The sequence below is a fragment of the Geothrix alkalitolerans genome (assembly GCF_022808885.1).
In the GTDB taxonomy this organism is placed as follows: domain Bacteria; phylum Acidobacteriota; class Holophagae; order Holophagales; family Holophagaceae; genus Geothrix; species Geothrix alkalitolerans.
The window spans coordinates 1-23,046 of record NZ_JAKZLE010000006.1; the positions used below are offsets into that span (position 1 = coordinate 1).

A 23,046-nucleotide genomic window follows, 5' to 3' on the forward strand; every position below is an offset into this window, starting at 1 on the left:
TGAGCAGGGTGTGGACCATGCTGTAGCCGGCCCCGTAGAGCACGGCGGAGGCCACATGGCGGGCCATGGCTCCGGGCAGGGCGGCCAGCAGGATCATGCCCGCCAGAGCGCCCACCAGCATGGCCGGGAGCAGGCGGATGGGGCGCCTGCCGAAGCCCGTCCGCAGCATGGCGATGCGCATGAGCACCATGCCCAGGGCCATGCAGGAGAGGAAGGCGGAGGGCAGGGGCATGCCGAGGGCCAGGGCCTCCTGGGCCGTGTAGCTCCCCAGCGCCCCGTAGCCCAGGGCCACGCAGAAGAGCACGAGGCTGGGGCCCAGGGCCGACGCATCCGGCCACTGGAAACCCTCGGCCCGGCCGTGGGGCTGGTCCTTGGGCAGGGTGGTGCCCAAGGCGGCAAGGGCCAGGAACAGGGCGGCCAGGTACCACCCGATGGGGGCGAATCCCCAATGCTGTTGGATCCACAGGCCCAGCAAGGGGCCCACGATGACGCCGCCGGGGCTGGCCAGGCCATAGAGGCTGAGCCCGTCGGCGCGGCGATCTTCCGGCAACACATGGGAGAGGGAAGCCATGGTGGCCGTCAGCAGGCCGGACCAGACGATGCCGTGCGGGAAGGCGAGGGCGTAGAAACCCCAACGCATCGGCATCAGCGCATAGGCGCCCAGGAAGAGCGCGTAGAGCGAGGCGGAAGTGACCACCAGGCGGCGGTGGCCCACGCGGTCGCCCAGCGGACCCGTGAAAAGCGCGCCCAGGGCGCTGCCGGCGGTGAAGAGGCTCATGAACCGGCCGCTTTCCGCCAGGCTGGCCCCCAGGGCGCGCAGGCGCAGCGGCACCGTGGGGAAGAGCTGGAAGGCCGCGAAGAAGGTCACGAACGTGATGGCCCAGACGAGGGCGAACTGCCGCGTCATCAGGCGCGGCCGCGGGCTCGAAAGATCCGTCATCCCTCTACGATGACAGAGGCCCCCGGCACGGATGTCACGGCCGGTCTGCGGACCACGCGCTGCGCCACGGGAATGCACAGGGTCATCAGGCCAGCCCCGACGGCCCAGCCCCAGCGGAAGCTGGCGTGCTGCATGACCCAGCCCAGGCCCAGGGACCCTATGGCGGTGGCCGCGTCGAAGGCGAAGAAGAAGGCGCCGGTGGCCGCGCCCCGGTGGTGGGGCGGCGTGGTCTCCATGACATGGGTGAGCATGAGCGTGTGCACCATGCCGTAGCCCGCGCCGTAGACGAGGCCTGAGGACAGGTGCCGGACCAGGCCCCCCGGCAGGAAGGCCAGCAGCCCGTAGCCCAGGGCGGTGAGCGCGGCCATCCACGGCAGCAGGGCCACGGGCCGCCGGCCCATGCCGGTGAGGGCGAGCAGGCCGCGCATGCCCATCATGCCCAGGGCGAAGCAGGTCAGGAATGCGGACGGCCAGGGCAGGCCCAGGGCCTTCGCCTCCTGGGCGCTGTAGGGCGGCATGGGGCCGAAGCTGAGGCCCACCAGCCCCATGACCGCCACCGCCCCCCACACGCTGCGGTCCGGCCATTGGAAGAGGCCCGCGGCCTCGATCTCGCGGGGCTCCTCGCGGGGCAGGAAGCCGATCAGCAGGTGCAGCGCCACGAAGACGCCCGCCAGCAGGGCCAGCATCCATGAGAAGCCCAGGTGGGGCATCAGCCAGAGCCCCACCAGGGGGCCCACTGCCACGCCGCCGGGGCCCGTCAGGCCGAAGATCGAGAGCCCCTGGGCCCGGTGGGCCAGGGGCAGGATGCCGCCCACCTTGGCCACGGAGGCCGTGCGCAAGGCCGACCAGAGCAGGCCGTGCAGGGGCGCCAGCAGGTAGAACACCCAGCGGACTCGCAGCAGAGCGTAGACGAGGAGGATGCCCACCACCGCGAGCGTGGCCACCCGCAGCACGCGGCGCGGGCCCAGCCGGTCGCCCAGGGGACCCGTGACCAGCGCCCCGAAGCCCGAGCCCAGCATGAAGGCGGTCTGGAAGCGCCCGCTCTCCGCCAGGCTGGCGCCGAACTCCCGGAGCCGCAGGGGCACCACGGGGAAGAGCTGGTAGCCCGCGGCGAAGACCAGGAAATAAAAAACGCAGACGACGAGAAAAGGCACCGTCAGGAACCCGGTCCGCCGCGACCCGTCTGCGTCTTGCATCCCTCCAGGATCGCACGCCGGGCCGCTATGCTGAAGGATCCATCCCGAGGCACCCATGCAGCTGGACCAGTTCCATTCGGAAGTTGAGCGCATCAAGAAAGGCGGCGCGGCCAAGGCCCACGAGAAGAACACGGAGGCCGGCAAGCTCTTCGCCCGGGAGCGCATCCGCCTGCTGGTGGACGAAGGCAGCTTCACCGAGGACGGCCTCTTCGCCAACGCGCTGCATAAGGACCTGCCTGCCGATGGCGTCATCACGGGCACGGCCACGGTGGATGGGCGCCCAGTGGCGCTCATGGCCAACGACAGCACCATCAAGGCCGGCAGCTGGGGCGCGCGGACGGTGGAGAAGATCATCCGCATCCAGGAAGTGGCGATGCGCATGAAGGTCCCCATGCTCTACCTGGTGGACAGCGCCGGGGCCCGCATCACGGACCAGCTCGACATGTTCCCCGGCCGCCGGCACGCCGGCACCATCTTCCACATGGAGGTGGCGCTCTCGGGCCTGGTGCCCCAGGTCTGCCTGCTCTTCGGCCCCTCGGCCGCGGGCGGCGCCTACATCCCCGCATTCTGTGACGTGGTGATGATGGTGGAGGGCAACGCCAGCATGTACCTGGGCTCGCCGCGCATGGCGGAGATGGTCATCGGCGAGAAGATCAGCCTGGAGGACCTGGGCGGCGCCCGCATGCACTGCTCCGTGAGCGGCTGCGGCGACTTCCTCTGCAAGACCGAGCAGGAGGCCATCGCCCTCTGCCGCCAGTATCTCTCCTACTTCCCCCGGCACTGCGAAGACGCCTTGCCCGCCGCTCCGCCGAAGGCGGTATCGCCCAAAGCGAAAGCCCTGGGCGGACTGGTTCCCAAGGACATCAACTCCCCCTTCCAGATGAAGGATTTCATCGAGGGCCTGGTGGACGAGGGGAGCTTCCTGGAAGTGAAGAAGCTCTATGCCGGCGAGATCATCACGGGCCTCGCCCGCCTCGAGGGCAAGCCCGTGGGCATCCTGGCCAACCAGCCCCGCGTGAAGGGCGGCGTGCTCTTCGTGGACAGCGCCGACAAGGCCACGCGGTTCATGACGCTCTGCGACGCCTTCGGCATTCCCCTGTTGTTTCTCAGCGACGTGCCGGGCTTCATGATCGGCAGCGCCGTGGAGAAGCAGGGCATCATCCGCCACGGCGCCAAGATGATCAGCGCCATGGCCTCCTGCAGCACGCCGCGCATCTGCGTGGTGGTGCGCAAAGCTTACGGCGCGGGCCTCTACGCCATGAGCGGCCCGGGCTTCGACCCCGACGCCACCCTGGCCCTGCCCACAGCCAGCATCGCCGTCATGGGCGCCGAAGCCGCGGTGAACGCCGTCTTCGCCAACAAGATCGCCGAGAAGCCCGAAGAAGAGCGGGCCGCCTACGTTCAGCAGCTCCGCGACGAGTACAACGAGGACATCGACCTGAAGAAGCTGGGCGCCGACCTGCACGTTGACGCCATCGTGGATCCCGCCGACCTCCGCCACGAACTCATCACGCGCCTGGCCCGCGCCCGCCGACGCGAGTCCTGGCTCGCCAAGCGCCGGAGCGTCACGCCGGTCTGACCTCCTCCGCGCGGGTTTGCGCTATGCTTCCGGGGATCTTTCCGGAGGCCGCATGTTCCGTCGCGTGGAGGACTTCAAGACCATCTGGCAGCAGGAGGCGGAGAAGACCCTGGCCGTCTTCGAGGCCATTCCGGACGCCGCGGCCCACCAGGCTGTGGATGAGCAGCACCGGGATTTGCGGCGCATGGCCTGGCATCTGGTGGAGACCATCCTGGAGCTGCCCCAGAACCTCGGGCTGAAGGTGAAGGGTCCCGTGGGGCTGGGGCCCGACGGTTTCATCGCCACGCCGCCGCCGCCCACCATGGCCGAGATCATCGCCGCCTACCGCGCCGTGAGCGACTCCCTGCTGGACCACATGGGCAGCTGGAGCAACACGGAGCTGGGGCGGAACTTCACGCTCTACGGCGAGACCTGGACGGGCGCCTTCGCACTCTACGTGCTCGTGAGCCACCAGGCGCACCACCGGGGCCAGATGACAGTCCTCATGCGCCAGGCCGGCCTCCATGTGCCCAGCATCTATGGGCCGACGAAGGAGGGCTGGGCCCAGTTCGGGATGGCGGCGCCGAAGGTGTAGCCTGTTCGGCTCACTTCAGGGGGAACTCCTTCCAGACGAAGAGGACCACCTCGACCAGGATGAGCACGATGATGATCCACTCCAGGCGTTGGTCCTTGCGGTGGGCCAGCACGTCGAGCACGGTGGCGCCGGCGTCCTGGAGATAGGCCACCTTCTGGTTCACGGCGGACAGGCGCTCCTCCAGGTCGAACTGATCGAAGAGGGCCCCATCCAGGTGGGCCAGCGCCTCGCTCTCCCAGGTCTCCGGCGGATCGTCGAAGAGGGTGAGGGTGTCCAGCACCGCCGCGCGCACTGCCATGGCGAAGCCCACGGTACGCAGCAGATCCTTCTGGCCGGGCACCAGGCGTCCCTCCTCGCGGAGGGCGGTCACCACCGGTCCGAAGCGGGCCAGGGCCTGGCTCACCTCCGCCTCCACCGCGTCCAGGGCCACGCTCTGGGCGAGGGCGAGCGAGACGATCTTCAGCTTGTCCAGGGTGAGCTCCCGCAGCCAGACCTCCGAGAAGCCCACCCGGTCCGCCTCGGCGCCGAGGTGGACCCGCAGCTCGTCCCGGGCGGCCTCGGCCCGCGCGCCCGTTCCCGGCAGGCGCGCCAGGTCCTGGAGGACCGAGGCCGTGACCTCGGGGGAGGCGCCCCAGAACACCGCCGCTCCGAACCGGGCGAGGTACACCCAGGTTCCGGCCTCGGGTTCCAGCACCAGGGGGTTGGTGGACAGCACCCGGTGGTGGGGGTAGGCCGCGCAGAAAGCCCGGAAGTCGATCTGGCCCTGGAAGTATTCCGCCCGGAGCAGCACCCCGTCGGCGGGCCTCTCGGAGAGCAGGGGGGCGCGCTGGAGCGCCTGGGATCCCGGGTCCATGGCTCCAATGTAGGCCCGGTGGCGGCTGGGGGTGAACCGGTTCGGGGCCTTCTGGTCAGGTGTTGACCGGGTGGACAGGATTTGATCGACCTGATGTTCCTGCCTCTGGGCGATTTAAGGCGTCAACTGCATGCGGTCCATGAAATGGGTCGAGACGAGGTCGCTGGCCCCTGTATTGCTTGTTACTTATTGAGCATTGCCCTTTATTGTTCCGTCACCTTTCCCGGAGGGGCCCCTGGTGTTCAAGAACATGACGATCAGATGGAAGCTGAACCTGCTCCTCGGGTTCACCGTCCTGAGCCTCGGCACGATCGGGGTGCTGTCGCATGTCCAACGGCGCCAGATGGAGGCCTCGATCACGGCGATGGTCGATCGGGACCTCCAGCTGCTCGTGGACCTCAACCGGGCCCAGGCCGAAGGCCTGCAGATGGGCCAAGCCACCCGGAATCTCCTGATCGATCCAGCCGACGCCCAGGCCAGGCAGAATTTCGAAGAAGCCTACCGGCAGTCGGCCGAGGCCCTGGCGCACGCGGAGCGCCTGGCCCCCGAAGGCATGCGGGTGCGCCTGCCGACCCTGCTCGCCCTCTGGGCCGAGGACCATGCCCTTCAGGTCGAGGTCCAGCGCCAGGCTTCCCTGGGGCACCAGGATGCCGCCACGGCACTGCTGGTGCAGAAGGAGAAGCCCGCCTGGCGCGAGGCCAAGGGTCTCCTGATCAGGCTCATTGGAGAGCAGCAGAAGGCCTTCACCGCCAAGAAGGACGCGGAAGTCGCCAGCATGGCGAGGACCCGGAACCTCCTCGCCATCGGCCTGGGCCTCGCCGGGTTCCTCTTCATCCTGTTCACCCTGGCGATCGCCCGCAGCGTCGCCAAGCCGCTCCGCTTGAGCGTGGAGGCCGTCAAGCAGCTCGCCAAGGGCGACCTGGCGGTCAAGATCCAGGTGCCCGGGAGGGACGAAGCCAGCTGGGTGCTCTACGCCATGAAGAAGATGATGGAGAGCATGAACCAGGTGGTGACGGAGATCCGGGGCGCCGCGGCCGAGGTGGCCCGGGGCAGCCAGCAGATCGCGATCGGCGCCGAGCAGCTCTCCAGCGGCACCTCCCGGCAGGCGGCGTCGGCCGAGGAGGCCGCCGCCTCCATCGAGGAGATGAACGCCACCATCCGGCAGAACGCGGACAACGCCAGCCAGACGGAACGGATGGCCATGCAGGCCGCCGGCGACGCGGGGAAGACCGGAGCCGCGGTGGCGGAGGCCATGGCGGCCATGAAGGACATCGCCGCCCGGATCGAGATCATCGACGACATCGCCTGGCAGACCAACCTCCTCGCCCTCAATGCGTCCATCGAGGCGGCGCGGGCCGGCGAGCATGGGAAGGGCTTCGCGGTCGTGGCTTCCGAAGTCCGCAAGTTGGCCGAGCGCAGCCAGGTGGCGGCCGGCGAAATCAGCCAGCTGTCTTCGGCCAGTGTCGACGTGGCCGAGCGGGCGGGCAAGATGCTCGCGAAGCTGGTGCCCGACATCCGGAAGACCGCCGAGCTGGTCCAGGAGATCAGCGCCGCCTCGCGGGAGCAGGCCACGGGAGCGGGACAGATCAACGCGGCCATCCAGCAGCTCAGCCGCGTGATCCAGGAGAATGCTGGAGCCGCGGAGGAGATGGCCTCGACGGCGGAGGAACTCTCCGCCCAGGCTGCGCACCTCCAGGCCACCCTCGGGTTCTTCCGGACCGGAGGCGAGCGGCCGGGAGCCACTCCCGGCGCGAAGGCCGGTTCGAAGCCCGATCCGTCAGGCGTCCGGCGCCACCTGGCGGACCTGAACCCGGCCACTTGACCCAGGCGGAGACGCCGGGTTCCCCAGCAGCGCCCCTCGCGAAACGGGGCGTACAGGGGTCGGGGCGGCGATTTTCAAAAAAAGGTGTTGCAACTTCGGTTGAAGCGCCTAGACTGAATTGCATGGTGAAACACCTAATTTCTGGAGGCTCCATGCGACACCCCTTCCGCACCCTGCTCGCCACCCTCGCCCTGGCGGCCGTGCCCGCCCTGGCCGGCCAGGACACCTACAAGATCGACTCCGTCCACAGCGAGGTCAGCTTCAAGGTCAGCCACCTGCTCGCCAAGGTCAGCGGCCGCTTCACGAAGTTCGAAGGCACCATCCAGGTCGACACCGCCGACATCAGCAAGTCCAGCGTGGCCGTCACCATCGACACCGCCAGCCTGACCACGGACAACGAGGCCCGCGACAAGCACCTGAAGTCCCCCGACTTCTTCGACGTGGCGAAGTACCCCACCATCACCTTCAAGAGCACCTCCGTGAAGGAAGTGGCCAAGGGCAAGCTGGAGATCACTGGCGACTTCACCCTGCACGGCGTGACCCGGCGCATCACCTTCCCCATCACCAACGCCGGCACCCAGCCCGGCATGGCGCCCGGCAGCGTGGTGGCAGGCTTCATCGACGGCGCCCTCAGCCTCAACCGCAATGAGTACGGCATCAAGACCTTCCCCGGCGTCATCGGCGAGACCGTCGCCGTCAGTCTGAACGCCGAGGCTGGCAAGGTCGCTCCGGCCGCCCAGAAGTAAGCCGCTTCCGATCGCGCTGTCCCCATCCGCCTCCGGCCGTTCCCCTGGAGCGGCCGGAGGTGGGCCGTTCTGCCCTTCTCTTCCGGAGGTTCCGCCATGACTCCATCCCTCCCTTCCCCGGGTCCCCTGCAGCAGGACGCCGCTTCAGGCCTGACCTACCGCGTGATGCAGCCCCAACCCGACCAGCCCCGGGGCCTCGTCGTGCTCCTGCACGGAGTCGGAGGCCGGGAGACGGACCTGGCCGACCTCGCGGCCGGCCTGGCTCCGGACACCCTGGTGGTGCTGGTCCGCAGCCGCCTCCCGCTCGGGCCTGACCAGTTCGGCTGGTTCCGCGTGGCGTTCACCACGGAGGGCCCGAAGATCGCCGCAGGCGAAGCCGAGGACAGCCGCCACGCGCTCATCCGGCTCGTCGACCACCTGCAGGCCGACCACGGGGTGGAGGCGCGCCGGACCGTCCTCGCCGGGTTCAGCCAGGGCGGCATCATGAGCGCCAGCGTGGCCCTCAGCGCCCCTGAGCGCGTGGGCGGGTTCGCCATCCTCTCGGGCCGCATCCTGCCAGAGCTCGAGCCCCGGATCGCCAGGCGGGAATGGCTGGCGCACCTGCGCGCCTTCATCGGCCACGGCGAGCGAGACCACACCCTGCCCCTGACCTGGGCCCGGCGGGCCGATCAGTGGCTGGAGGACCTGGGCGTACCCCACGTCACGCGCCTCTACCCGGTCGGACACACCATCAACCCCGAGATGCGGGCCGATGTCCTCGCCTGGATCGGCGGGCTGGCCGGGGCCGCTTGACCTCGGTGCGTGCCGCTTCGAAGCGGCCTAGAAACGGGCCCCGAGCTGAATCTGGATGTCGAAGGCGCCGCTGTCGTCCTCAGAACTGACGCTGGTTTTGGTGGATATGTTGGCGCCGGGGCTGAGGTAGATGCCGAGGTTGAAGTAGGCGTGCCGGCCCAGAGTCCGGGTGTAGCCGCCGCCGATGAAAGGGGCCGTGGTGGCGTCCCGGCTCACCTCGCCGGTCACCAGGGATTCCTCCCGCTTGGACCAGCGGAACACCGCGCCGCCGAGGTACCAGCTGCCCGGCGACTGGGGGCTGAAGAGGTAGGCCAGGAGGGGTCCGCTTCGGGTCTCCGTCGTTTCCGTCAGCCTGCGGCCGGTGAAGGGATCATTGAAGCGGTCCCGCCACTGGACGTGCCGGAAGCCGACCTGCCAGGGGCTCGCGGCCGGCCGGAAGCTGATCTGAAAGTCCTGGCCCCGTTCGGCCAGCAGGAATACGCCCGCTCCTACCCTGAACTCCTGCGCCCGGAGGAAGGGCGGTCCCAGGAGCAGGATCACCAGCCATAGGAGGGCGCGCCGGGACATCGGCCCACCTGCTCAGAAGCGCCGCCCGACGCCCAGCCACACGTTGGGACCGGTGGAGTCGGTGTCGGCGGTGACCGTGGGCGGGGCCAGGGAGCCGCTGGCGGCGACGTCGTGCTTGAGGCGGGCCCAGGTGTAGCTCACACCGGCCTCGGCGTACCAGGTGCGCTTCTCGGAGAAGTAGACGTCCACGCCGACTCCGAAGGTGTACATGGGGAACCAGCCGTCGTTGTTCACGTGGAGCAGGGTCTCGTCCAGGTAGGGGTTGCGCAGCGTCAGGCTGGTGCGGTCCTTCTCGTAGGCCACGCCCAGGCCGCCCTGGAGGAAGGGGATCCAGCGGCGCTCAGTGCCCAGGGGACGGAACTGGGCGAGGACGAGGAGGTCCGCGTAGACCGTGTATTTCTGCTCGAAGGCGAGGGTGGCGGGGCCGGCGGGTGAGTCCACGGTGGCGGCGCCATCGATCTTGCCCCGGGAATAGTCCAGCTCGAGGCCCACCTTCCAGCGGGGGTCCAGGTCCCGGAAGGCCTGCAGGCCCAGGTTGAGGTTGGCCACGTCGTCCCAGGTCTTGAACGACTGGCCCGTGGCCGCGTTGATGTCCTTGATCTGACGGTTGGTCTCTGTCTGCTTGGGCCAGCTCTGCTGGAGGTAGACGGTCATGGTCCAGGGCGTCGCCTCCTGGGCGGCGGCTGGCGCTCCGGTCAGGAGGAGGGCCGCGCCAAGCAGGGTGGAGATGGGCAGGCCGGAAGCGGGCAGGCGGAGGCGTGCGAAGGGCGTCGTCATGGGCTCACCGGAAAAGGTGCCCCATGGATAATCCCGGCTCGGACACGTGTCAATGTGAAAAGAGGATTCATGGGTCGTCTTGACAGGGCTGGCCCGGATGACAACCCTGGTCCATGCCCCTCTTCTCCCGTCCCGATGGCGATCTGATCCGCGGCGAGGCTCCGGTGCGGCGCATCATGCCCTACCTCATGCGGGGCCGCAACGAGAGCTGCGTCTACCAGGAATCCGTGTACCGCATCGCGGCCGCGCGCGTCTGGCTCAAGGCCTACAACCGCACCCACCATCCCCGCGCCACGCTCTTCCACCTGGTGGCCTACGCCACTGCGGTGGCGCTCGAGGCCCGCCCGCGCCTGAACCGGTTCGTCTCGGGCGGGCGGATCTACCAGCGCCGCGGCGTGTCCATCTCCTTCGTGGCCAAGCGCGAGTTCACGGATGACGGAGCCGATGTCACGGTGAAGCTGGCGTGCCCCAAGGGCGAGAGCTTCCTGGACTTCTCCCGGCGCATCTCGACGCGGGTGGACGAGGCGCGGGAGAAGGACTGCGCCGTGGACAAGGAAGTGGCGCTGATCTTGCGGCTTCCCGGCCCGCTGGTGCGCGGGCTGGTGGCCCTAGCGCGATGGCTGGACCGCTGGAACCTCTTTCCGGGGTTCATGATCCGGGACGACCCCATGTACGCGACGATCTTCCTCGCCAACCTGGGCTCCGTGGGCGTCTCCGACGTGTTCCACCATCTGTACGAGTACGGCACCGTCTCCATCTTCGGGGCCGTGTCGGCCCCCCGCCGCGCGGTCTTCGCCGGCCGGGACGGCGCGACCTCCGAGGAGGCCCTGTCCGTGCGCTGGACCTTCGACGAGCGCATCGACGACGCCTTCTCCTGCGCCCGCTCCCTGGCCCTGGTGCAGAAGATCCTCGAGGATCCGGCCCGCTGGCTGGGTCCGCCGGAGGGAACACCCGTCTGGTCGGGCGTGGATCCGGGGGCGCCGATATCATGATCGCCGCCCTGCGGCCCTCCGAGCGGCTGACGGCCCTGGTCCTGGCGGGCCTGCTGCTGCTCATCGTGTTGGCGCGGCCCGAAGGGGGCATCCCCCGGGGGGCCACGTTCGCGGGGCTGCTCGTGGCCCTCCTGCTGACAGGCCGGGTGAAAGGGAAGGGGGGCGCACTGTTGCGTGACTTCCTGCCGATCCTGGTGGTGCTCCTCGTGTTCCTGCTCCTCCAGCCGCTGGTGGTGGCGGTCAACGTCCACCGCTGGGACGTGGCGCTCGCCGCCGCCGACGCCCGCTGGTTCGGCCGTCTCGCCGCGGCCTGGCACGGCGCCTTCGGCCGGCCCGCGGCCTTCACGGACCTGGTCTACCTCGCCTACGCCAGCTTCTACTTCCTGCCCATCACGGTGGCGGTCCTGGCCTGGCGGCGGCTGGGCCCGGAGGGCTTCGAGCGGGTGGCCTTCCGGATCTTGCTGGGCTTCTACCTGTCCTTCCTGGGCTACTTCCTCTGGCCCGCGGAAGGCCCGAGGGTGCCAGAGGCGCTCGCGGCCGCGAAGCTGGGCGGTGGCGCCGTCTCCCAGGCCGTCCGCGCCTTCCTTCACGGAGCCGAATCCACCACGCTGGACGCCTTCCCTAGTGGCCATACGGCCCTCTCAGCGCTGCCGGCCCTGCTGGCCACGCGGCCCTTCCCGCGCTGGGCGCCGCTGCTCTGGGTCTGGGCCCTGGCCGTGGTCTTCGCCACGGTCTACATCGGTGTGCACTACGTGGTGGATGTGGCGGCGGGCCTCCTGCTCGCAGGCCTGACATGGACGCTCGCCGGACCACTTTCGGGGTGGCTGGCGAGGCCCTTCACCGCTCGAGGATGAAGGTCACGGGCCCATCGTTCACCAACTCCACGTCCATGTGCTCCTGGAAGAAGCCGGACTTCACGCGGGGGTGCTGGGCCTTGAGCCGGTCGAGGAACTTCCGGAAGAGCACCCGGGCGGTATCCGGGGCCATGGCCTGATCGAAGGAGGGCCGCCGGCCTCTGGCGATGCTGCCCGCCAGCGTGAACTGGCTGATGGCGAGGATCTCGCCGCCCACGTCGGCAAGGCCGAGGTTCATCTTCCCGGCATCATCCTCGAAGACGCGCAGGGAGGCGATCTTGGCAGCCGCCCAGGCGCAGGTCTCCTCCGTGTCCCCGGTCTCGAGGCCCGCGAGCACCAGCAGGCCGGGCCCGATGGCGGCCTCCAGCTCTCCGCATCGGACCGAGGCCCGCTTCACGCGCTGGATGACGGCTTTCATGGCATGCCCCCCTCCGAACTGTGCCATGGCGGAGGGGCCGGGTCATCGGGTGGATCCGCAGCCGGCCGCATTCATGCTCAACCCTCAGGTCGGCTTCGGCGTAACCTGGGTTTCTCACCCATTCTTTCCAAGGAGCTCGAGCCCATGAACCGTCATGTGTCCTTGTCCAGCCTCCTGTGGTCTGGCCTTGTCCTGGCTCTGGCGCTGCCCCTGGCCGCCCAGGGGGCCAAGGCCCCGGTCGCCGCGGCCAAAAAGAGCCAGTTACCGCCCCTCATCGACCGGGACAAGTTCTTCGGCAATCCCGAGATTGCCGCGGCCCAGATCTCCCCCGACGGGAAGTGGATCGCCTTCCTCAAGCCGTACAAGGAGACCCGCAACATCTGGGTCAAGAAGGTGGGGGAGCCCTACGCAAAGGGACACCTGATCACCGCGGATCCCAAGCGCCCCATTCCGGCCTTCTTCTGGAGCCGGGACGGCAAGCAGATCCTCTTTGTTCAGGACAAGGACGGCGACGAGAACTACAACGTCTATGCCGTGGACCCGGGGGCACCCGCTGCGGCCGGCAAGGAGGTCCCCGAGGCCCGCAACCTGACGGCGGCCAAGGGCGCCCGCGCCATGATCTACGCGGTGCCCAAAGCCGATCCCGACACGATCTACGTGGGCCTCAACGACCGCGACGCCGCCTGGCACGATGTCTACAAGGTGAAGATCTCCACGGGTGAGCGGACGCTGGTGCGAAAGAACACCGAGCGCATCGCCGGCTGGGTCTTCGACAAGCAGGCGAACCTGCGCCTGGCCCTGCGCACCACCGACAAGGGCGACACCGAGATCCTCCGCGTGGATCCCGAGGGCTTCAAGAAGGTCTACGAGTGCTCGGTCTTCGAGTCCGCGGCGCCGGTGAACTTCCACAAGGACGGCAAGCGGGTCTACCTGGAGACGAACAAGGGCGCCCGGAACCTCTCGGAGCTGGTGCTCTTCGATCCCGCCACCGGCAAGGAGGAGAAGCTCGAATCCGACCCCAAGGGCCGCGTGGACTTCGGGTCAGCCGTGTTCTCCGACCTGACGGACGAGCTGATCGCCACGACCTACGACGATGACCGCACCCGGATCTACTGGAAGGACAAGGCCTGGGAAGCGGACTACAAGCTGCTGCAGAAGAAGCTGCCCGGGCGGGAGATCAGCCTGGGCTCCATGACCACCGATGAGCAGCTGGTGATGGTGACGAGCACCAGCGACCGGGATCCCGGCACGCGCTACCTCTTCGACCGCCGCACCAAGAAGCTGAGCCTCGAATATGTCTCCCGCAAGGATCTGCCCCGGCAGGACCTGGTCGCCATGAGGCCCATCCGCTACACGTCCAGCGACGGCCTCGAGATCCCCGCCTACCTGAGCCTGCCCAAGGGCGTGCCTGCCAAGGGGCTGCCCCTGGTGGTGGTGCCCCACGGCGGCCCCTGGGCCCGGGACAGCTGGGGCTACAACAGCCTGGCGCAGTTCCTGGCCAACCGCGGCTACGCCGTGCTGCAGCCCAACTTCCGGGGCTCCACGGGGTACGGCAAGGCGTTCCTCAACGCCGGCAACAAGCAGTGGGGCGACCTCATGCAGGACGACCTCACCTGGGGCGTGAAGCACCTGGTGGCCCAGGGCATCGCCGATCCCAAGCGGGTGGGCATCCTGGGTGGATCGTATGGCGGCTACGCCACCCTGGCCGGCGTGGCCTTCACGCCGGACCTCTACGCCGCCGCCGTGTCCATCGTGGGCCCCTCCAACCTGCTGACCCTGCTGGAGACCATCCCGCCCTACTGGGAGGCCGGCCGCATCGTCTTCCACGAGCGCATGGGCAACCCCAACACGCCCGAGGGCAAGAAGCAGCTGGAGCGCCAGTCACCCCTGAACTCCGCGGCGAAGATCCACACCCCGCTCATGGTCATCCAGGGCGCCAATGATCCCCGCGTGAAGAAGGCCGAGAGCGACCAGATCGTCATCGCCCTGCGGGATCGCGGTTTCCCCGTGGAGTACCTGTGCGCGCCGGACGAAGGCCACGGCTTCGCCAGGCCCGTCAACAACCAGGCCATGTTCGCCGCTGCAGAGACCTTCCTGGCCAAGTACCTCAAGGGCCGCCATCAGGAAGGTGGCAAGCCCGATGTCATGAAGCGCCTGCCGGAGATCACCGTCGATCCCAAGACCGTGGTGCTGGCGAAGAAGGCCGACGCGGCGTCCGTGACCATTCCCAAGCCCGTCGCCAAGCCCACGGCCGGCACCTTCACCTATGCCGGCACCTTCGCCATGGGACCGCGTTCCATGGCCATCACCATGGTCCGCACGGTGAAAGAGGAGGGTGGCTCCTGGGTGGTGACCGATGCCACCAAGCTGCCAGGCGGGGAGGCGGTGGACACCACCACCATGGCCAAGGACAGCCTGGTGCCCCTGAAGCGCCAGGTGAAGCAGGGCCCCGTGGCCATCGAGGTGTCCTATGAGGGCGCCAAGGCCACGGGCTCCATGGCCATGGGCGGCGCCGCCAAGCCCTTCAGCATCGAGCTGGGCGGCGGGGCCTACGCCGAAGGCTCTGGCGCTGAAGACGCCCTGGCCTGCCTGCCCCTGGCGGAGGGCTACACCGTCACCTTCCGCAATGTGGACCTCCAGCGCCAGAAGGTCCAGCTCAAGCAGGCCAAGGTGCTGGGCCAGGAGGACCTGAAGGTGCCCGCGGGCAGCTTCAAGGCCTGGAAGGTGGAGCTCACCTCCGCCGAAGGCGAGCCTGGCAACACCACCTTGTGGGTGGACACCGCCAGCCGGAAAGTCATCAAGACCACGGCCACGGGCCCCAGATGGGCGGCGCCGTGATCACGGTGGAACTGCAGAACTGAAGGCCGGCAGGCGATGGAAAGGGCCGGGCCGCTGCCCGGCCCTTTCTATCTCCGCACCTTCCGCAGGATTTTGCCGGACAGGTCGCGGGCCTCGGGGTGGCCGAGGGCCACGGCGGCCAGGCCGTAGGCGGCGGCACAGGCGCCGATGAGAGGCAGCAGGCGGAGGGCCAGGCCCGCCCGGCGGAACGCATGAGGGGTGTCCATTCCCAGAAGGCCCGCACCCGCCCAGGCCAGCATGCCCATGAGGATCGAGGCGGCCAGGGCGCGGAAGGTGGCCTTCAGGAGGGGGCGCAGGTCCAGGCCCGGCAGGCGCGGGCGCAAGCGCAGCAGGACGCCCAGCAGGCCCGCGAGGCTCGCCAGCCCGTTGGCCAGGGCCAGGCCGCCGGTGCCCAGGGGTCGCAGCAGGGCGAGGCTCAAGGCCACGTTCAGCAGCAGGGTGCCGCCCGCCAGGACAGCGGGGCCCCGGTAGTCCTTGAGGGCGTAGAGGGCCTGGTTGCCCAGCCGCTGGGCCGCCACGAAGACCAGCCCCACGGATTGGAACACCAGCGTCAGGGCCGTCCAGTCAGAAGCCGCCGGTGTGTAGGCGCCGGTGCGGAAGAGCAGGGCGCAGATGGGTCGCGACAGCACCGCCAGGCCCACGGAAGCCGGCAGCACCAGCAGGGCCGAGGCGGAGATGGACTGGGTGAGGCTCTGATTCATGCCCGCCCAGTCCCGGGCCTCGGCCTGGCGGGAGAGGGTGGGCAGGCCCGCGGTGGCGAGGCTCATGGCGAAGAGGCCCAGCACCATCTCGCCCATCATGCCGCTGTTGTAGAGCACCATCTGGGCGCCGTTGGGCAGCAAGGAGGCCAGCATGGCGCTGATGAGGGCGTTGATGGGATAGATCCCGGCTGCCAGGAGGCCCGGTCCCATGCGGCGCAGGGTCTTGAGCACCCAGGGGTCCCGCAGGTGAAGGCCGAAGGAGAGGCCGAAGCTCTCCTTCCGGATGGCCGGCAGCAGCACCAGGAGCTGGAGCACGCCGCCCGCCAGCACGGCCAAGGCGCACACGACGGCGACGGTCTCCAGGGGCACCCGCCCGGACCGCTGCAGCACGCGGAGGGCCGTCCAGCCGAAGCCGATGAAGGCCACGTTCCAGAAGATCGAGACGGCGGCCGCCAGGGCGAAGCGGTGCCGCAGGTTCAGCAGGCCCGCGAAGCCCGCCGTGAGGCTCACCAGGGCCAGGTAGGGGAACATGATGCGGCCCAGTTTCGTGGTGAGCTCGCCCTGCGCTTCGGGGCGCCCCATCATGAGCAGGCCTGCCAGGGGCCCCATGAGCAGCAGTACCAGGACCACGCCCAGCAGCAGGATGGCCAGCAGCGTGCCCAGGAAGCGCGCCGCCACGGCCCGCATGGCTGCCTCGCCCTCGGCGGTCTCCGCTTCCGCCAGGGTGGGCAGGAAGGCAGCGGTCATGGTGCCCTCGGCCGTGAAGCGGCGCAGGAGGTTGGGCAGGCGGAAGGCCACCGCATAGGCATCCGCTGCGGCGCCCGCCCCCAGCACGTGGCTGAGGAAGAAGGTCTGGAGCAGCCCTGTGAGGCGGCTCAGCAGCGTCATGAAGCCCACGACCCCCGCAGAGCGGAGCAGGCTGGGGCGGGTGGGGGTGGGATCGCTCACGGTCGGCGCAGGGCGTGGTGGTCCATGAGGCTCCCAGGAGACTGGAGCCGCCAGTCGGAATTGAACCGCGAATCCAATGCGGGTCGCGGTTCAGGCCTGCCAGGCAGGCCTGAGAGCGGGGCCCCGCACGGATGAGCATAGCGTAGAAGCGGGTCCCGAGGCCTTGCCAGCGGGTCGAAGCGGATGCGGGTCACTCGGGACAGCGCATCGGCGCTGTCCCGAGTGGGGTCCCGCACCGCTGAGAATAATGTTCAGACCGCCAGGCCCCTCCTGGTGACCTGGGGGAAAGACTGGAGCCGCTAGTCGGAATTGAACCAACGACCATCCGCTTACAAGGCGGGCGCTCTACCAACTGAGCTATAGCGGCACGATCACCAGTCTAGCGTGATCCTGGGCGTTCAGTGAGGCCGCCGCGGTGGGTGGAGGCCAACCCGGGTGTGACTCTCAGCGGTGCGGGGCCCCGCTCGTCAGGCGACATCAAGTCGCCTGCCTCGCGACCCGCATCCGCTTCGACCAACTGAGCTATAGCGGCACGATTACCAGTCAAGCGTGATCCTGGAGGTTCAGGCAGGCCACCGCGGGGCGTCAGTACTTCCAACTCCTCACGTCCGCCCCCGCGGGAGCTGTGTCCTCGAGGTGCTTCACGATCGTCCAGATCAGGTTCGAGAAGTGGTTGAGCCGCTCGTGCAGGGGGGCATCGAGCCGGGTCCCCATGTAGCAGTGGGGCTGGAGGGGGCCGTAGGTGAAGGTGGCCGCCGCCGCGGGGGAGCGCCGGGGGTCGCCCAGGCGGGCCTCCGTGAGGTGCACGGCGTTATTGAGATACCAGGTGTCCATGTCGCCCACCGTGACATGGATCTTCCCCGCGAGCTTGGGGCCGAGAGTCGCCCAGTCCCGGTGCATGATGTGGCTGATGTCGTAGTGCGCGCGCCAGTACTCGGCCACGGACCGGTCGATGACCCCGGTGCGCTTGTCCCAGATGGGCTTGGGGTAGCCATCCTCGCCGTTCGGGCTGAACACGGCCTGCCAGGCGTCCCACTGCTCGCCAGAGCGTCCGCGGGTGCCCAGCACCAGCTCGTAACGCGCGCACTGCTCCATGGTGCAATCCAGGATCCCGTTGGCCTTCCGCTTCTCGGGGAGGGGCACCTTCATGAAGGGGCCCTCCCGGAAGTAGGCGTTTCGGTCCTCGTAGAGGTTCACGGTGCCGTAGGCCCGGAAGTCGATGGGGTCGGGACACCCCACCCAGGCGCCGTTGAAGTCGTCGGGATAGAAGACCTGGGTGGCCAGGGCCTCCCAGCCGCCGGTGGAGCCGCCGAAGGTGGCCCGGGCCCAGCCCTGCGCGATCCCCCGGAACTGAGCCTCGATGGCCGGCAGCAGCTCCCGCATGATGGCGTCGCCCGTGGGCCCGAGGTTGGCCGAGTTCACGGCGTAGGCGTCGTCAAAGTAGGGGTTGGGGTGCTGAGGCATCACCAGGATCACCCGGGGGAAGCGCCCGCTGGTCCAGTCCTGGAAGAACCTCCAGGCCCCCTCCTGCTTTTCCCTCTCCGCACCCTGGGCTTTCGGGTCCGGCGGCGCGGTCCGGAAGGCCGGGGAGAAGTGGCGGTGATAGTGGTCCTGGGCCAGGAGCACCGGGTAGCGGGCCTGGGGATGCTCCTCCCACCCATCCGGCAGGAGTACCACGGCGCCGATGTCCGTGGGGCGTCCCCAGAAGGTCGAGAGCCGCTCGCTCTTCAGGCGGATGTGCCGCTCCCACTTGTTCGGAGTACCCGGGTTCGGCTGGGTGACCTTGTGCCACTCCAGGAGGCTGTCCACCTCGGCCAGCTGCTCCTCCAGCGGGGGAACGCGCCGGTCGAAGGCGAGGCTGATCACGCCGGAATTCGCGGGGTCGAGCCGCAGCTTCGCCACACGGGTCAGGAGGTTGCCCGGCTTGGTCTGCCAGTGCTGGCCCTCCCCGCGGTCCGGCGGAAGCTTCACCGTCTTCCCGTTGCCAAGGTGGAAGGTTTCGTAGAGGTTCAGGACCGCCTGCACCCGGTACTCGCCCGGGGCCAGCCCCCGCAGGCTCTCCAGGGGATAGCCAAGGGTCTGCCCGTCGATCCGGACCCGCCGCCCCGGGGGCAGGGCCTCCACGTCCAAGCCGAAGGCCTGCTGGGACTCGATGCCCTCCACCACCGTGAACCGCGGCTCACGCTCCGCGTCCTTCGAGAGGATGAGGATGATGTGGCCGTCCAAGGCGGCCCTGGACAGCGCCGCGGGAAAGGACAGCTCAAAGGCCAGCGGGCCGCCGGCCCGGGCGAAGCTGGCCAGGCTGGCCAGGAGCAGTCCCAGCGCCCAGCGGCGCAGCGGTGAACAGGGTGGCACCTTCCAGCCTCGACCCATGTCCTGCCTCCCTCGGGTGGGGGTTTTGTTCGGCGCCCTTACCGCGGATCCCCCGCTGGATCCCGCTTCAGGTCTTCCATGAACGTCTCCATCCACTTGGTGGAGAAGGCGCCGGAGATGAAGTCGGGGTGGTCCATGATGCGGCGGTGCAGGGGGGCGGTGGTCTTGATGCCCTCGATGACCAGGGTGTCCAGGGCGCGGCGCATGCGGGCGATGGCCTCGGTGCGGTCGGCACCGTAGGCGATGAGCTTGGCCACCATGGAGTCGTAGTGGGGCGGAATGACCGCGTCCTGGTGCATGGCGGTGTCCACGCGGATGCCGGGGCCGCCGGGGAAGTGCAGGGCGCTGATGCGGCCGGGGCAGGGCGTGAACTTGAAGGGGTCTTCCGCGTTGATGCGGCACTCGATGGCGTGGCCCTTCTGGATCACGTCCTCCTGGCGGAAGCTGAGCTTCTGGCCGGCGGCGACGCGGAGCTGTTCCTTCACGATGTCGATGCTTGTCACCAGCTCGGTGACGGGATGCTCCACCTGCACGCGGGTGTTCATCTCCATGAAGAAGAAGTCGCCGCGCTTGTCGAGGAGGAACTCGATGGTGCCGGCATTGTAGTAGCCCACGGCCCGGGCAGCCTTCACGGCGGTGTCGCAGATGCGCTGGCGCAGTTCCGGCGTCAGCGCCGCGCTGGGGCTCTCCTCGATGAGCTTCTGGTGGCGGCGCTGGATGGAGCACTCGCGCTCGCCCAGGTGCACCACGTTGCCGAAGAGGTCGCCCATGATCTGGACTTCGATGTGGCGCGGCTCCAGGAGGTATTTCTCCATGTAGACGGCATCGTCGCCGAAGGCGCTCTTGGCCTCGCTGCGGGCGGTGTTGTAGAGGTCCGGGAGCTCTTCGGGGGAGTTGACGATGCGCATGCCGCGCCCGCCGCCGCCGGCGCTGGCCTTCACGATGACGGGATAGCCGATCTGCTCGGCCACCACCAGGGCCTCTTCCACCGTCTCGATGATGCCGTCGCTGCCGGGCATGAGGGGAACCCCCGCCGCCAGCATGGTGGCCTTGGCCTGGGCCTTGTTGCCCATCTTCCGGATGATCTCGGCGTTGGGTCCGATGAACGTGATCCCGCAGGCCTGGCAGACTTCCACAAAGTGGGCGTTCTCGCTGAGGAACCCGTAGCCGGGGTGGATGGCCTCGGCGCCGGTGACCTCTGCGGCGGCGATGACCTGGGGGATGTTCAGGTAGGACTTGGAGGAGGGCGGGGGCCCGATGCACACCTCCTCGTCGGCGAACCGCACGTGGAGCGCGTTGCGATCGGCCTCGGAGTAGACGGCCACGGTCTGGATGCCCATCTCCTTGCAGGCCAGGATCACGCGGAGCGCGATCTCGCCGCGGTTGGCGATGAGGATCTTCCTGAACGGCGGTTCGTCCGGCGCGGTGGGTGCGGGCTGCGAGCCCTTGCGCTTGATGGCGGAGGCCATGGCTAACCGATCCGGACCGCGAAGAGGCGCTCGCCGTATTCGACGGGGGTGCCGTTCTCCACCAGCACCTTCACGACCTCGCCGGAGACGTCGCACTCGATCTCGTTCATGAGCTTCATGGCTTCGACGATGCAGAGTGTCTGGCCGGGCTTCACGAAATCGCCGGGGGAGACGTAGGGCGCCGCGGTGGGGTTCGAGGCGCGATAGAAGGTGCCGACGATGGGGCTGGTGACGTAGTGGATGCCGGGCTCATCCGCGGGGACGGCCGGCTGGGCCGCGGGGACCGCCGCGGCGGGGGAGGGCTGGGCCGCGGGGACGGCGACCACCATCTGAGGGGCGGCCATGGGGGTGGCCTGGACCACAGGAGCCGGGCCGTCCTTCCGGATGCGGAAGCGCATGTCGCCGGCTTCGAACTCGAATTCCTGGAAGGGCTCGCGACCCACCAGGGCGATGAGCGCCTTGATCTCCTCCAGGCCCAGGGAGGCGCCGGGGGCGGTCCGGGGGGCCGCTGCCTTGGGCGTGGCCTTGGAAGGGGCGGCCTTGGAGGCCAGGGCGGGCTTCTTGGCTACAGGGGATTTCTTGCGTGAGGTGCTCATCAATGCTCCAACGGTCGGATCAGGCTGGGGAAGGGAACGAGCATAGCAAACCAGCCGGACAGGGTCAGGTCACGATTCTTCCGGCGGATCGGCGGCCACGGCTTTCTTGCGCAGCCGGGGGCCGGTTTCTTCGGGGCGGAACTCTTTGCGCGCGGCATCCAGGATGCCGTTGAGGAATTGCGTGCCTTCCTGGTCGCTGAATTCCTTCACGATCTCCAGTGCCTCGTTGATGACGATGGGGAAGGGCACTTCCTTGACGTACATCAGCTCGAAGAGCCCCAGGCGCAACAGGTTGCGGTCCACGGCCGCCATGCGGTGGATCTTCCAGTGCTCGGCGTATTTGGCCAGCACGTCATCGATCTCCTCCAGGTGGCCGTACACGCCGTCCACCAGGCGCCGGGCGTAGTAGAAGGCATCCCGGTTCAGGTCCTGGATGGCGTAGAACCCGGCGAACACCTGGTCCGGCTGGTAGCCGGTGAGGTCCATGGCGTACAGCATCTGAAGGGCGTACTCGCGCCCCCGGCGACGAACTCCCATCTACTTGCGTCCCTTCGTTCCGGCCTTGAGGGCGTGCGCGAGGTCGGCCATCTCGAGGACGCTCTGGGCGGCCTCCCAGCCCTTGTTGCCCATCTTGGCGCCGGCCCGGTCGATGGCCTGCTCCACGCTGTCGGTGGTCAGCACGCCGAAGGACAGCGGCAGGCCGGTGTCCAGGGCCACCTGGGCCGCGCCCTTGGTGACCTCGGCGGCGATCATGTCGAAATGGGGCGTGCCTCCGCGGATCACAGAGCCCAGGACGATGACGCCGGCGTAGCGGCCGCTCTGGGCCGCCAGCTTGGCCGCCTGGGGCAGCTCGAAGCTCCCGGGGACGCGGATGAGGTCCATCTGGTCTTCATGGCCACCGTGGCGGAGGATGCAGTCCTTCGCGCCCTCGATGAGGCGGTCGACGATGAAGTCGTTCCAGCGCGAGGCCACCAGGGCGAAGCGGTCGCCGTCGTGGACGCGGATGTGGCCCTCAAAGATCCCCATGGGAACCCCCCGAAAGGTGGTTGAGCTATCAAGGCTAACACAGCCGTGACAATCCCAAAGGGAAGGTTTTGCCCTCCTGGCCTCAGGAAGGCGGGGGAGTCAGGACCCACTGGTCCACGTGGAAGTGGAGGAAGCGCCCCGTGCCGCCGCTGAGCCCCGATGGGTCCGCCTCGTCGAAGATGACCTCGGCTCCCCCCGTGAGGTGGAGCAGGTCCCCGCGCTCGAAGTCCGCCACCAGCAGGGCGGCGCGGGGATCCACCGCCAGGTTGCCGAAGGACTGGAAGAGGCCGTTACCCGCGTAGTCCGGGAAGCGGAGTGTGCGCTCGTCGAGCACCTCCACGAATCCCAGCGGCCCGCCTCGGTGGGAGGCGTCCACGCCGCGCCCGGGGTGCAGCGTCGCGAGGAAGACCGTGTCGGCCGCCGCGAGCCGCGTTGCGATGTCGGCATCCAGCCGGCCGCCCCACCGCGCTTCGATGGGCCGGGGCGAGCGTTGGCGCAGGCCGTCCAGGTCCCGGGGGCGGATGAACTTCGGGCAGTTGGGGAAGGCCTCCGCCACCTCGAGGCGCAGCTCCGACGCGGTCGACTCCGAGATGCGGCCGTTCACACGCAGGCGGCGCCTCGTGGCGGGTTCCAGGAAGAGCGCGCCCGCGGGGCGGCCCACAAGGTGGCTGGTGAACAGGTGATTGTCCGAATGGACCGGGGCCCGGCGGAGATCGAAGTTCAGGGAGCTTCCGTCCGCCGTCGCTTGGGCGAAGCCCGGCTCGCCCACCATGGCCGAGCACCAGAGCCGGCCGGCGGCGTCGAGCGAGGCCAGCACCGCCCAGGGCTGGCGGGCGATGAAGGGGTGGGCGCCGGGCATGATCGACGGCTCGATTAGGCGGCTGTTCAGCAGGGCGGTGCCCGTCTCGCCAGTCCGGGCCTGTACGGCGCGCTCACCGTCGTGGAAGGGGTCCATGTCTCCTCC

General features: G+C 68.9%; 21 protein-coding genes and 1 tRNA gene. 8 read left to right on the top strand and 14 right to left on the bottom strand.

The annotated features are described in order from the left end of the window. Window positions 1–940: MFS transporter (locus MLJ35_RS11875; protein WP_243384527.1), on the bottom strand; the 940-nt coding region annotated here is incomplete at its 3' end. Beyond that, a complete protein-coding gene (locus MLJ35_RS11880) occupies window positions 937–2,136 on the bottom strand; it encodes an MFS transporter (RefSeq protein ID WP_243384315.1) in 1,200 nt (399 codons plus the stop codon). The genes MLJ35_RS11880 and MLJ35_RS11875, both read right to left, overlap by 4 nt. Before the next feature lie 55 nt (window positions 2,137–2,191). Between MLJ35_RS11880 and MLJ35_RS11885 the strand changes: the two genes are divergently transcribed. Together MLJ35_RS11885 and MLJ35_RS11890 are read left to right on the top strand one after the other, a co-directional pair. Next, entirely contained in the window at window positions 2,192–3,715 is a 1,524-nt protein-coding gene (locus tag MLJ35_RS11885; protein WP_243384316.1) for an acyl-CoA carboxylase subunit beta, read from the top strand. A gap of 52 nt (window positions 3,716–3,767) precedes the next feature. After that, window positions 3,768–4,289: a DinB family protein gene (locus MLJ35_RS11890; RefSeq protein WP_243295020.1), complete on the top strand. Its 522-nt coding sequence runs from the start codon at window positions 3,768–3,770 to the stop codon at window positions 4,287–4,289. 10 nt (window positions 4,290–4,299) lie between these two features. Here MLJ35_RS11890 and MLJ35_RS11895 read toward each other — a convergent pair whose 3' ends face one another. After that, on the bottom strand, window positions 4,300–5,142 hold the full coding sequence (locus tag MLJ35_RS11895) for an RMD1 family protein (RefSeq protein WP_243384317.1): 843 nt from the start codon (window positions 5,140–5,142) through the stop codon (window positions 4,300–4,302). Between the two features lie 250 nt (window positions 5,143–5,392). Between MLJ35_RS11895 and MLJ35_RS11900 the strand changes: the two genes are divergently transcribed. The 3 genes from MLJ35_RS11900 to MLJ35_RS11910 all read left to right on the top strand — a co-directional run bounded on the left by MLJ35_RS11900 (window position 5,393) and on the right by MLJ35_RS11910 (window position 8,502). After that, window positions 5,393–6,964 (top strand): methyl-accepting chemotaxis protein, encoded by a 1,572-nt coding sequence (locus MLJ35_RS11900; protein WP_243384318.1) that lies wholly within the window; start codon window positions 5,393–5,395, stop codon window positions 6,962–6,964. A 152-nt stretch (window positions 6,965–7,116) separates the two neighbouring features. Further along, entirely contained in the window at window positions 7,117–7,710 is a 594-nt protein-coding gene (locus tag MLJ35_RS11905; protein WP_243384528.1) for a YceI family protein, read from the top strand. Between the two features lie 96 nt (window positions 7,711–7,806). Next, entirely contained in the window at window positions 7,807–8,502 is a 696-nt protein-coding gene (locus MLJ35_RS11910; RefSeq protein ID WP_243384529.1) for an alpha/beta hydrolase, read from the top strand. A 27-nt stretch (window positions 8,503–8,529) separates the two neighbouring features. On the opposite strand, the gene MLJ35_RS11915 is transcribed toward MLJ35_RS11910, so the two are convergent. After that, on the bottom strand, window positions 8,530–9,069 hold the full coding sequence (locus MLJ35_RS11915; RefSeq protein WP_243384530.1) for a hypothetical protein: 540 nt from the start codon (window positions 9,067–9,069) through the stop codon (window positions 8,530–8,532). A 12-nt stretch (window positions 9,070–9,081) separates the two neighbouring features. Continuing rightward, complete coding sequence (locus MLJ35_RS11920; RefSeq protein ID WP_243384531.1) at window positions 9,082–9,846, bottom strand: outer membrane protein; 765 nt, start codon at window positions 9,844–9,846, stop codon at window positions 9,082–9,084. 113 nt (window positions 9,847–9,959) lie between these two features. Here MLJ35_RS11920 and MLJ35_RS11925 point away from each other — a divergent pair, with 113 nt between their 5' ends. Together MLJ35_RS11925 and MLJ35_RS11930 are read left to right on the top strand one after the other, a co-directional pair. Next, on the top strand, window positions 9,960–10,838 hold the full coding sequence (locus MLJ35_RS11925) for a 2-oxo acid dehydrogenase subunit E2 (RefSeq protein ID WP_243384532.1): 879 nt from the start codon (window positions 9,960–9,962) through the stop codon (window positions 10,836–10,838). After that, window positions 10,835–11,692, top strand: coding sequence for a phosphatase PAP2 family protein (locus tag MLJ35_RS11930; protein WP_243384533.1), 858 nt, complete (start codon window positions 10,835–10,837; stop codon window positions 11,690–11,692). The genes MLJ35_RS11925 and MLJ35_RS11930 overlap by 4 nt, the downstream gene beginning before the upstream one ends. Here MLJ35_RS11930 and dtd read toward each other — a convergent pair. Continuing rightward, on the bottom strand, window positions 11,676–12,110 hold the full coding sequence (gene dtd / locus MLJ35_RS11935; protein WP_243384534.1) for a D-aminoacyl-tRNA deacylase: 435 nt from the start codon (window positions 12,108–12,110) through the stop codon (window positions 11,676–11,678). The two genes, MLJ35_RS11930 and dtd, sit on opposite strands and share 17 nt — an antisense overlap. A gap of 144 nt (window positions 12,111–12,254) precedes the next feature. Here dtd and MLJ35_RS11940 point away from each other — a divergent pair, with 144 nt between their 5' ends. After that, entirely contained in the window at window positions 12,255–14,948 is a 2,694-nt protein-coding gene (locus tag MLJ35_RS11940; RefSeq protein WP_243384535.1) for a S9 family peptidase, read from the top strand. 68 nt (window positions 14,949–15,016) lie between these two features. Here the strand turns inward: MLJ35_RS11940 and murJ are convergent, their stop codons facing one another. The 8 genes from murJ to MLJ35_RS11980 all read right to left on the bottom strand — a co-directional run bounded on the left by murJ (window position 15,017) and on the right by MLJ35_RS11980 (window position 23,037). Beyond that, window positions 15,017–16,618: a murein biosynthesis integral membrane protein MurJ gene (gene murJ / locus MLJ35_RS11945; RefSeq protein WP_243384536.1), complete on the bottom strand. Its 1,602-nt coding sequence runs from the start codon at window positions 16,616–16,618 to the stop codon at window positions 15,017–15,019. A 291-nt stretch (window positions 16,619–16,909) separates the two neighbouring features. Next, window positions 16,910–16,985: transfer RNA gene (locus tag MLJ35_RS11950), tRNA-Thr, on the bottom strand. A 218-nt stretch (window positions 16,986–17,203) separates the two neighbouring features. Continuing rightward, window positions 17,204–18,991: an alpha/beta hydrolase-fold protein gene (locus MLJ35_RS11955; RefSeq protein ID WP_243384537.1), complete on the bottom strand. Its 1,788-nt coding sequence runs from the start codon at window positions 18,989–18,991 to the stop codon at window positions 17,204–17,206. A gap of 38 nt (window positions 18,992–19,029) precedes the next feature. Further along, entirely contained in the window at window positions 19,030–20,460 is a 1,431-nt protein-coding gene (gene accC, locus MLJ35_RS11960; RefSeq protein ID WP_243384538.1) for an acetyl-CoA carboxylase biotin carboxylase subunit, read from the bottom strand. A gap of 2 nt (window positions 20,461–20,462) precedes the next feature. Continuing rightward, window positions 20,463–21,056, bottom strand: coding sequence for an acetyl-CoA carboxylase biotin carboxyl carrier protein (accB, locus tag MLJ35_RS11965; RefSeq protein WP_243384539.1), 594 nt, complete (start codon window positions 21,054–21,056; stop codon window positions 20,463–20,465). A gap of 69 nt (window positions 21,057–21,125) precedes the next feature. Then, window positions 21,126–21,593 carry a transcription antitermination factor NusB gene (gene nusB, locus MLJ35_RS11970; protein WP_243384540.1) on the bottom strand — a complete coding sequence of 156 codons (468 nt, stop codon included), beginning with the start codon at window positions 21,591–21,593 and terminating at the stop codon, window positions 21,126–21,128. Next, window positions 21,594–22,082 (bottom strand): 6,7-dimethyl-8-ribityllumazine synthase, encoded by a 489-nt coding sequence (ribH, locus tag MLJ35_RS11975; protein WP_243316997.1) that lies wholly within the window; start codon window positions 22,080–22,082, stop codon window positions 21,594–21,596. Window positions 22,083–22,164: 82 nt separating this feature from the next. Beyond that, the gene (locus tag MLJ35_RS11980) at window positions 22,165–23,037 is read right to left on the bottom strand and encodes a pyridoxamine 5'-phosphate oxidase family protein (protein WP_243384541.1); all 873 of its coding nucleotides are present in this window, start codon (window positions 23,035–23,037) and stop codon (window positions 22,165–22,167) included. Window positions 23,038–23,046: the final 9 nt, after the last annotated feature.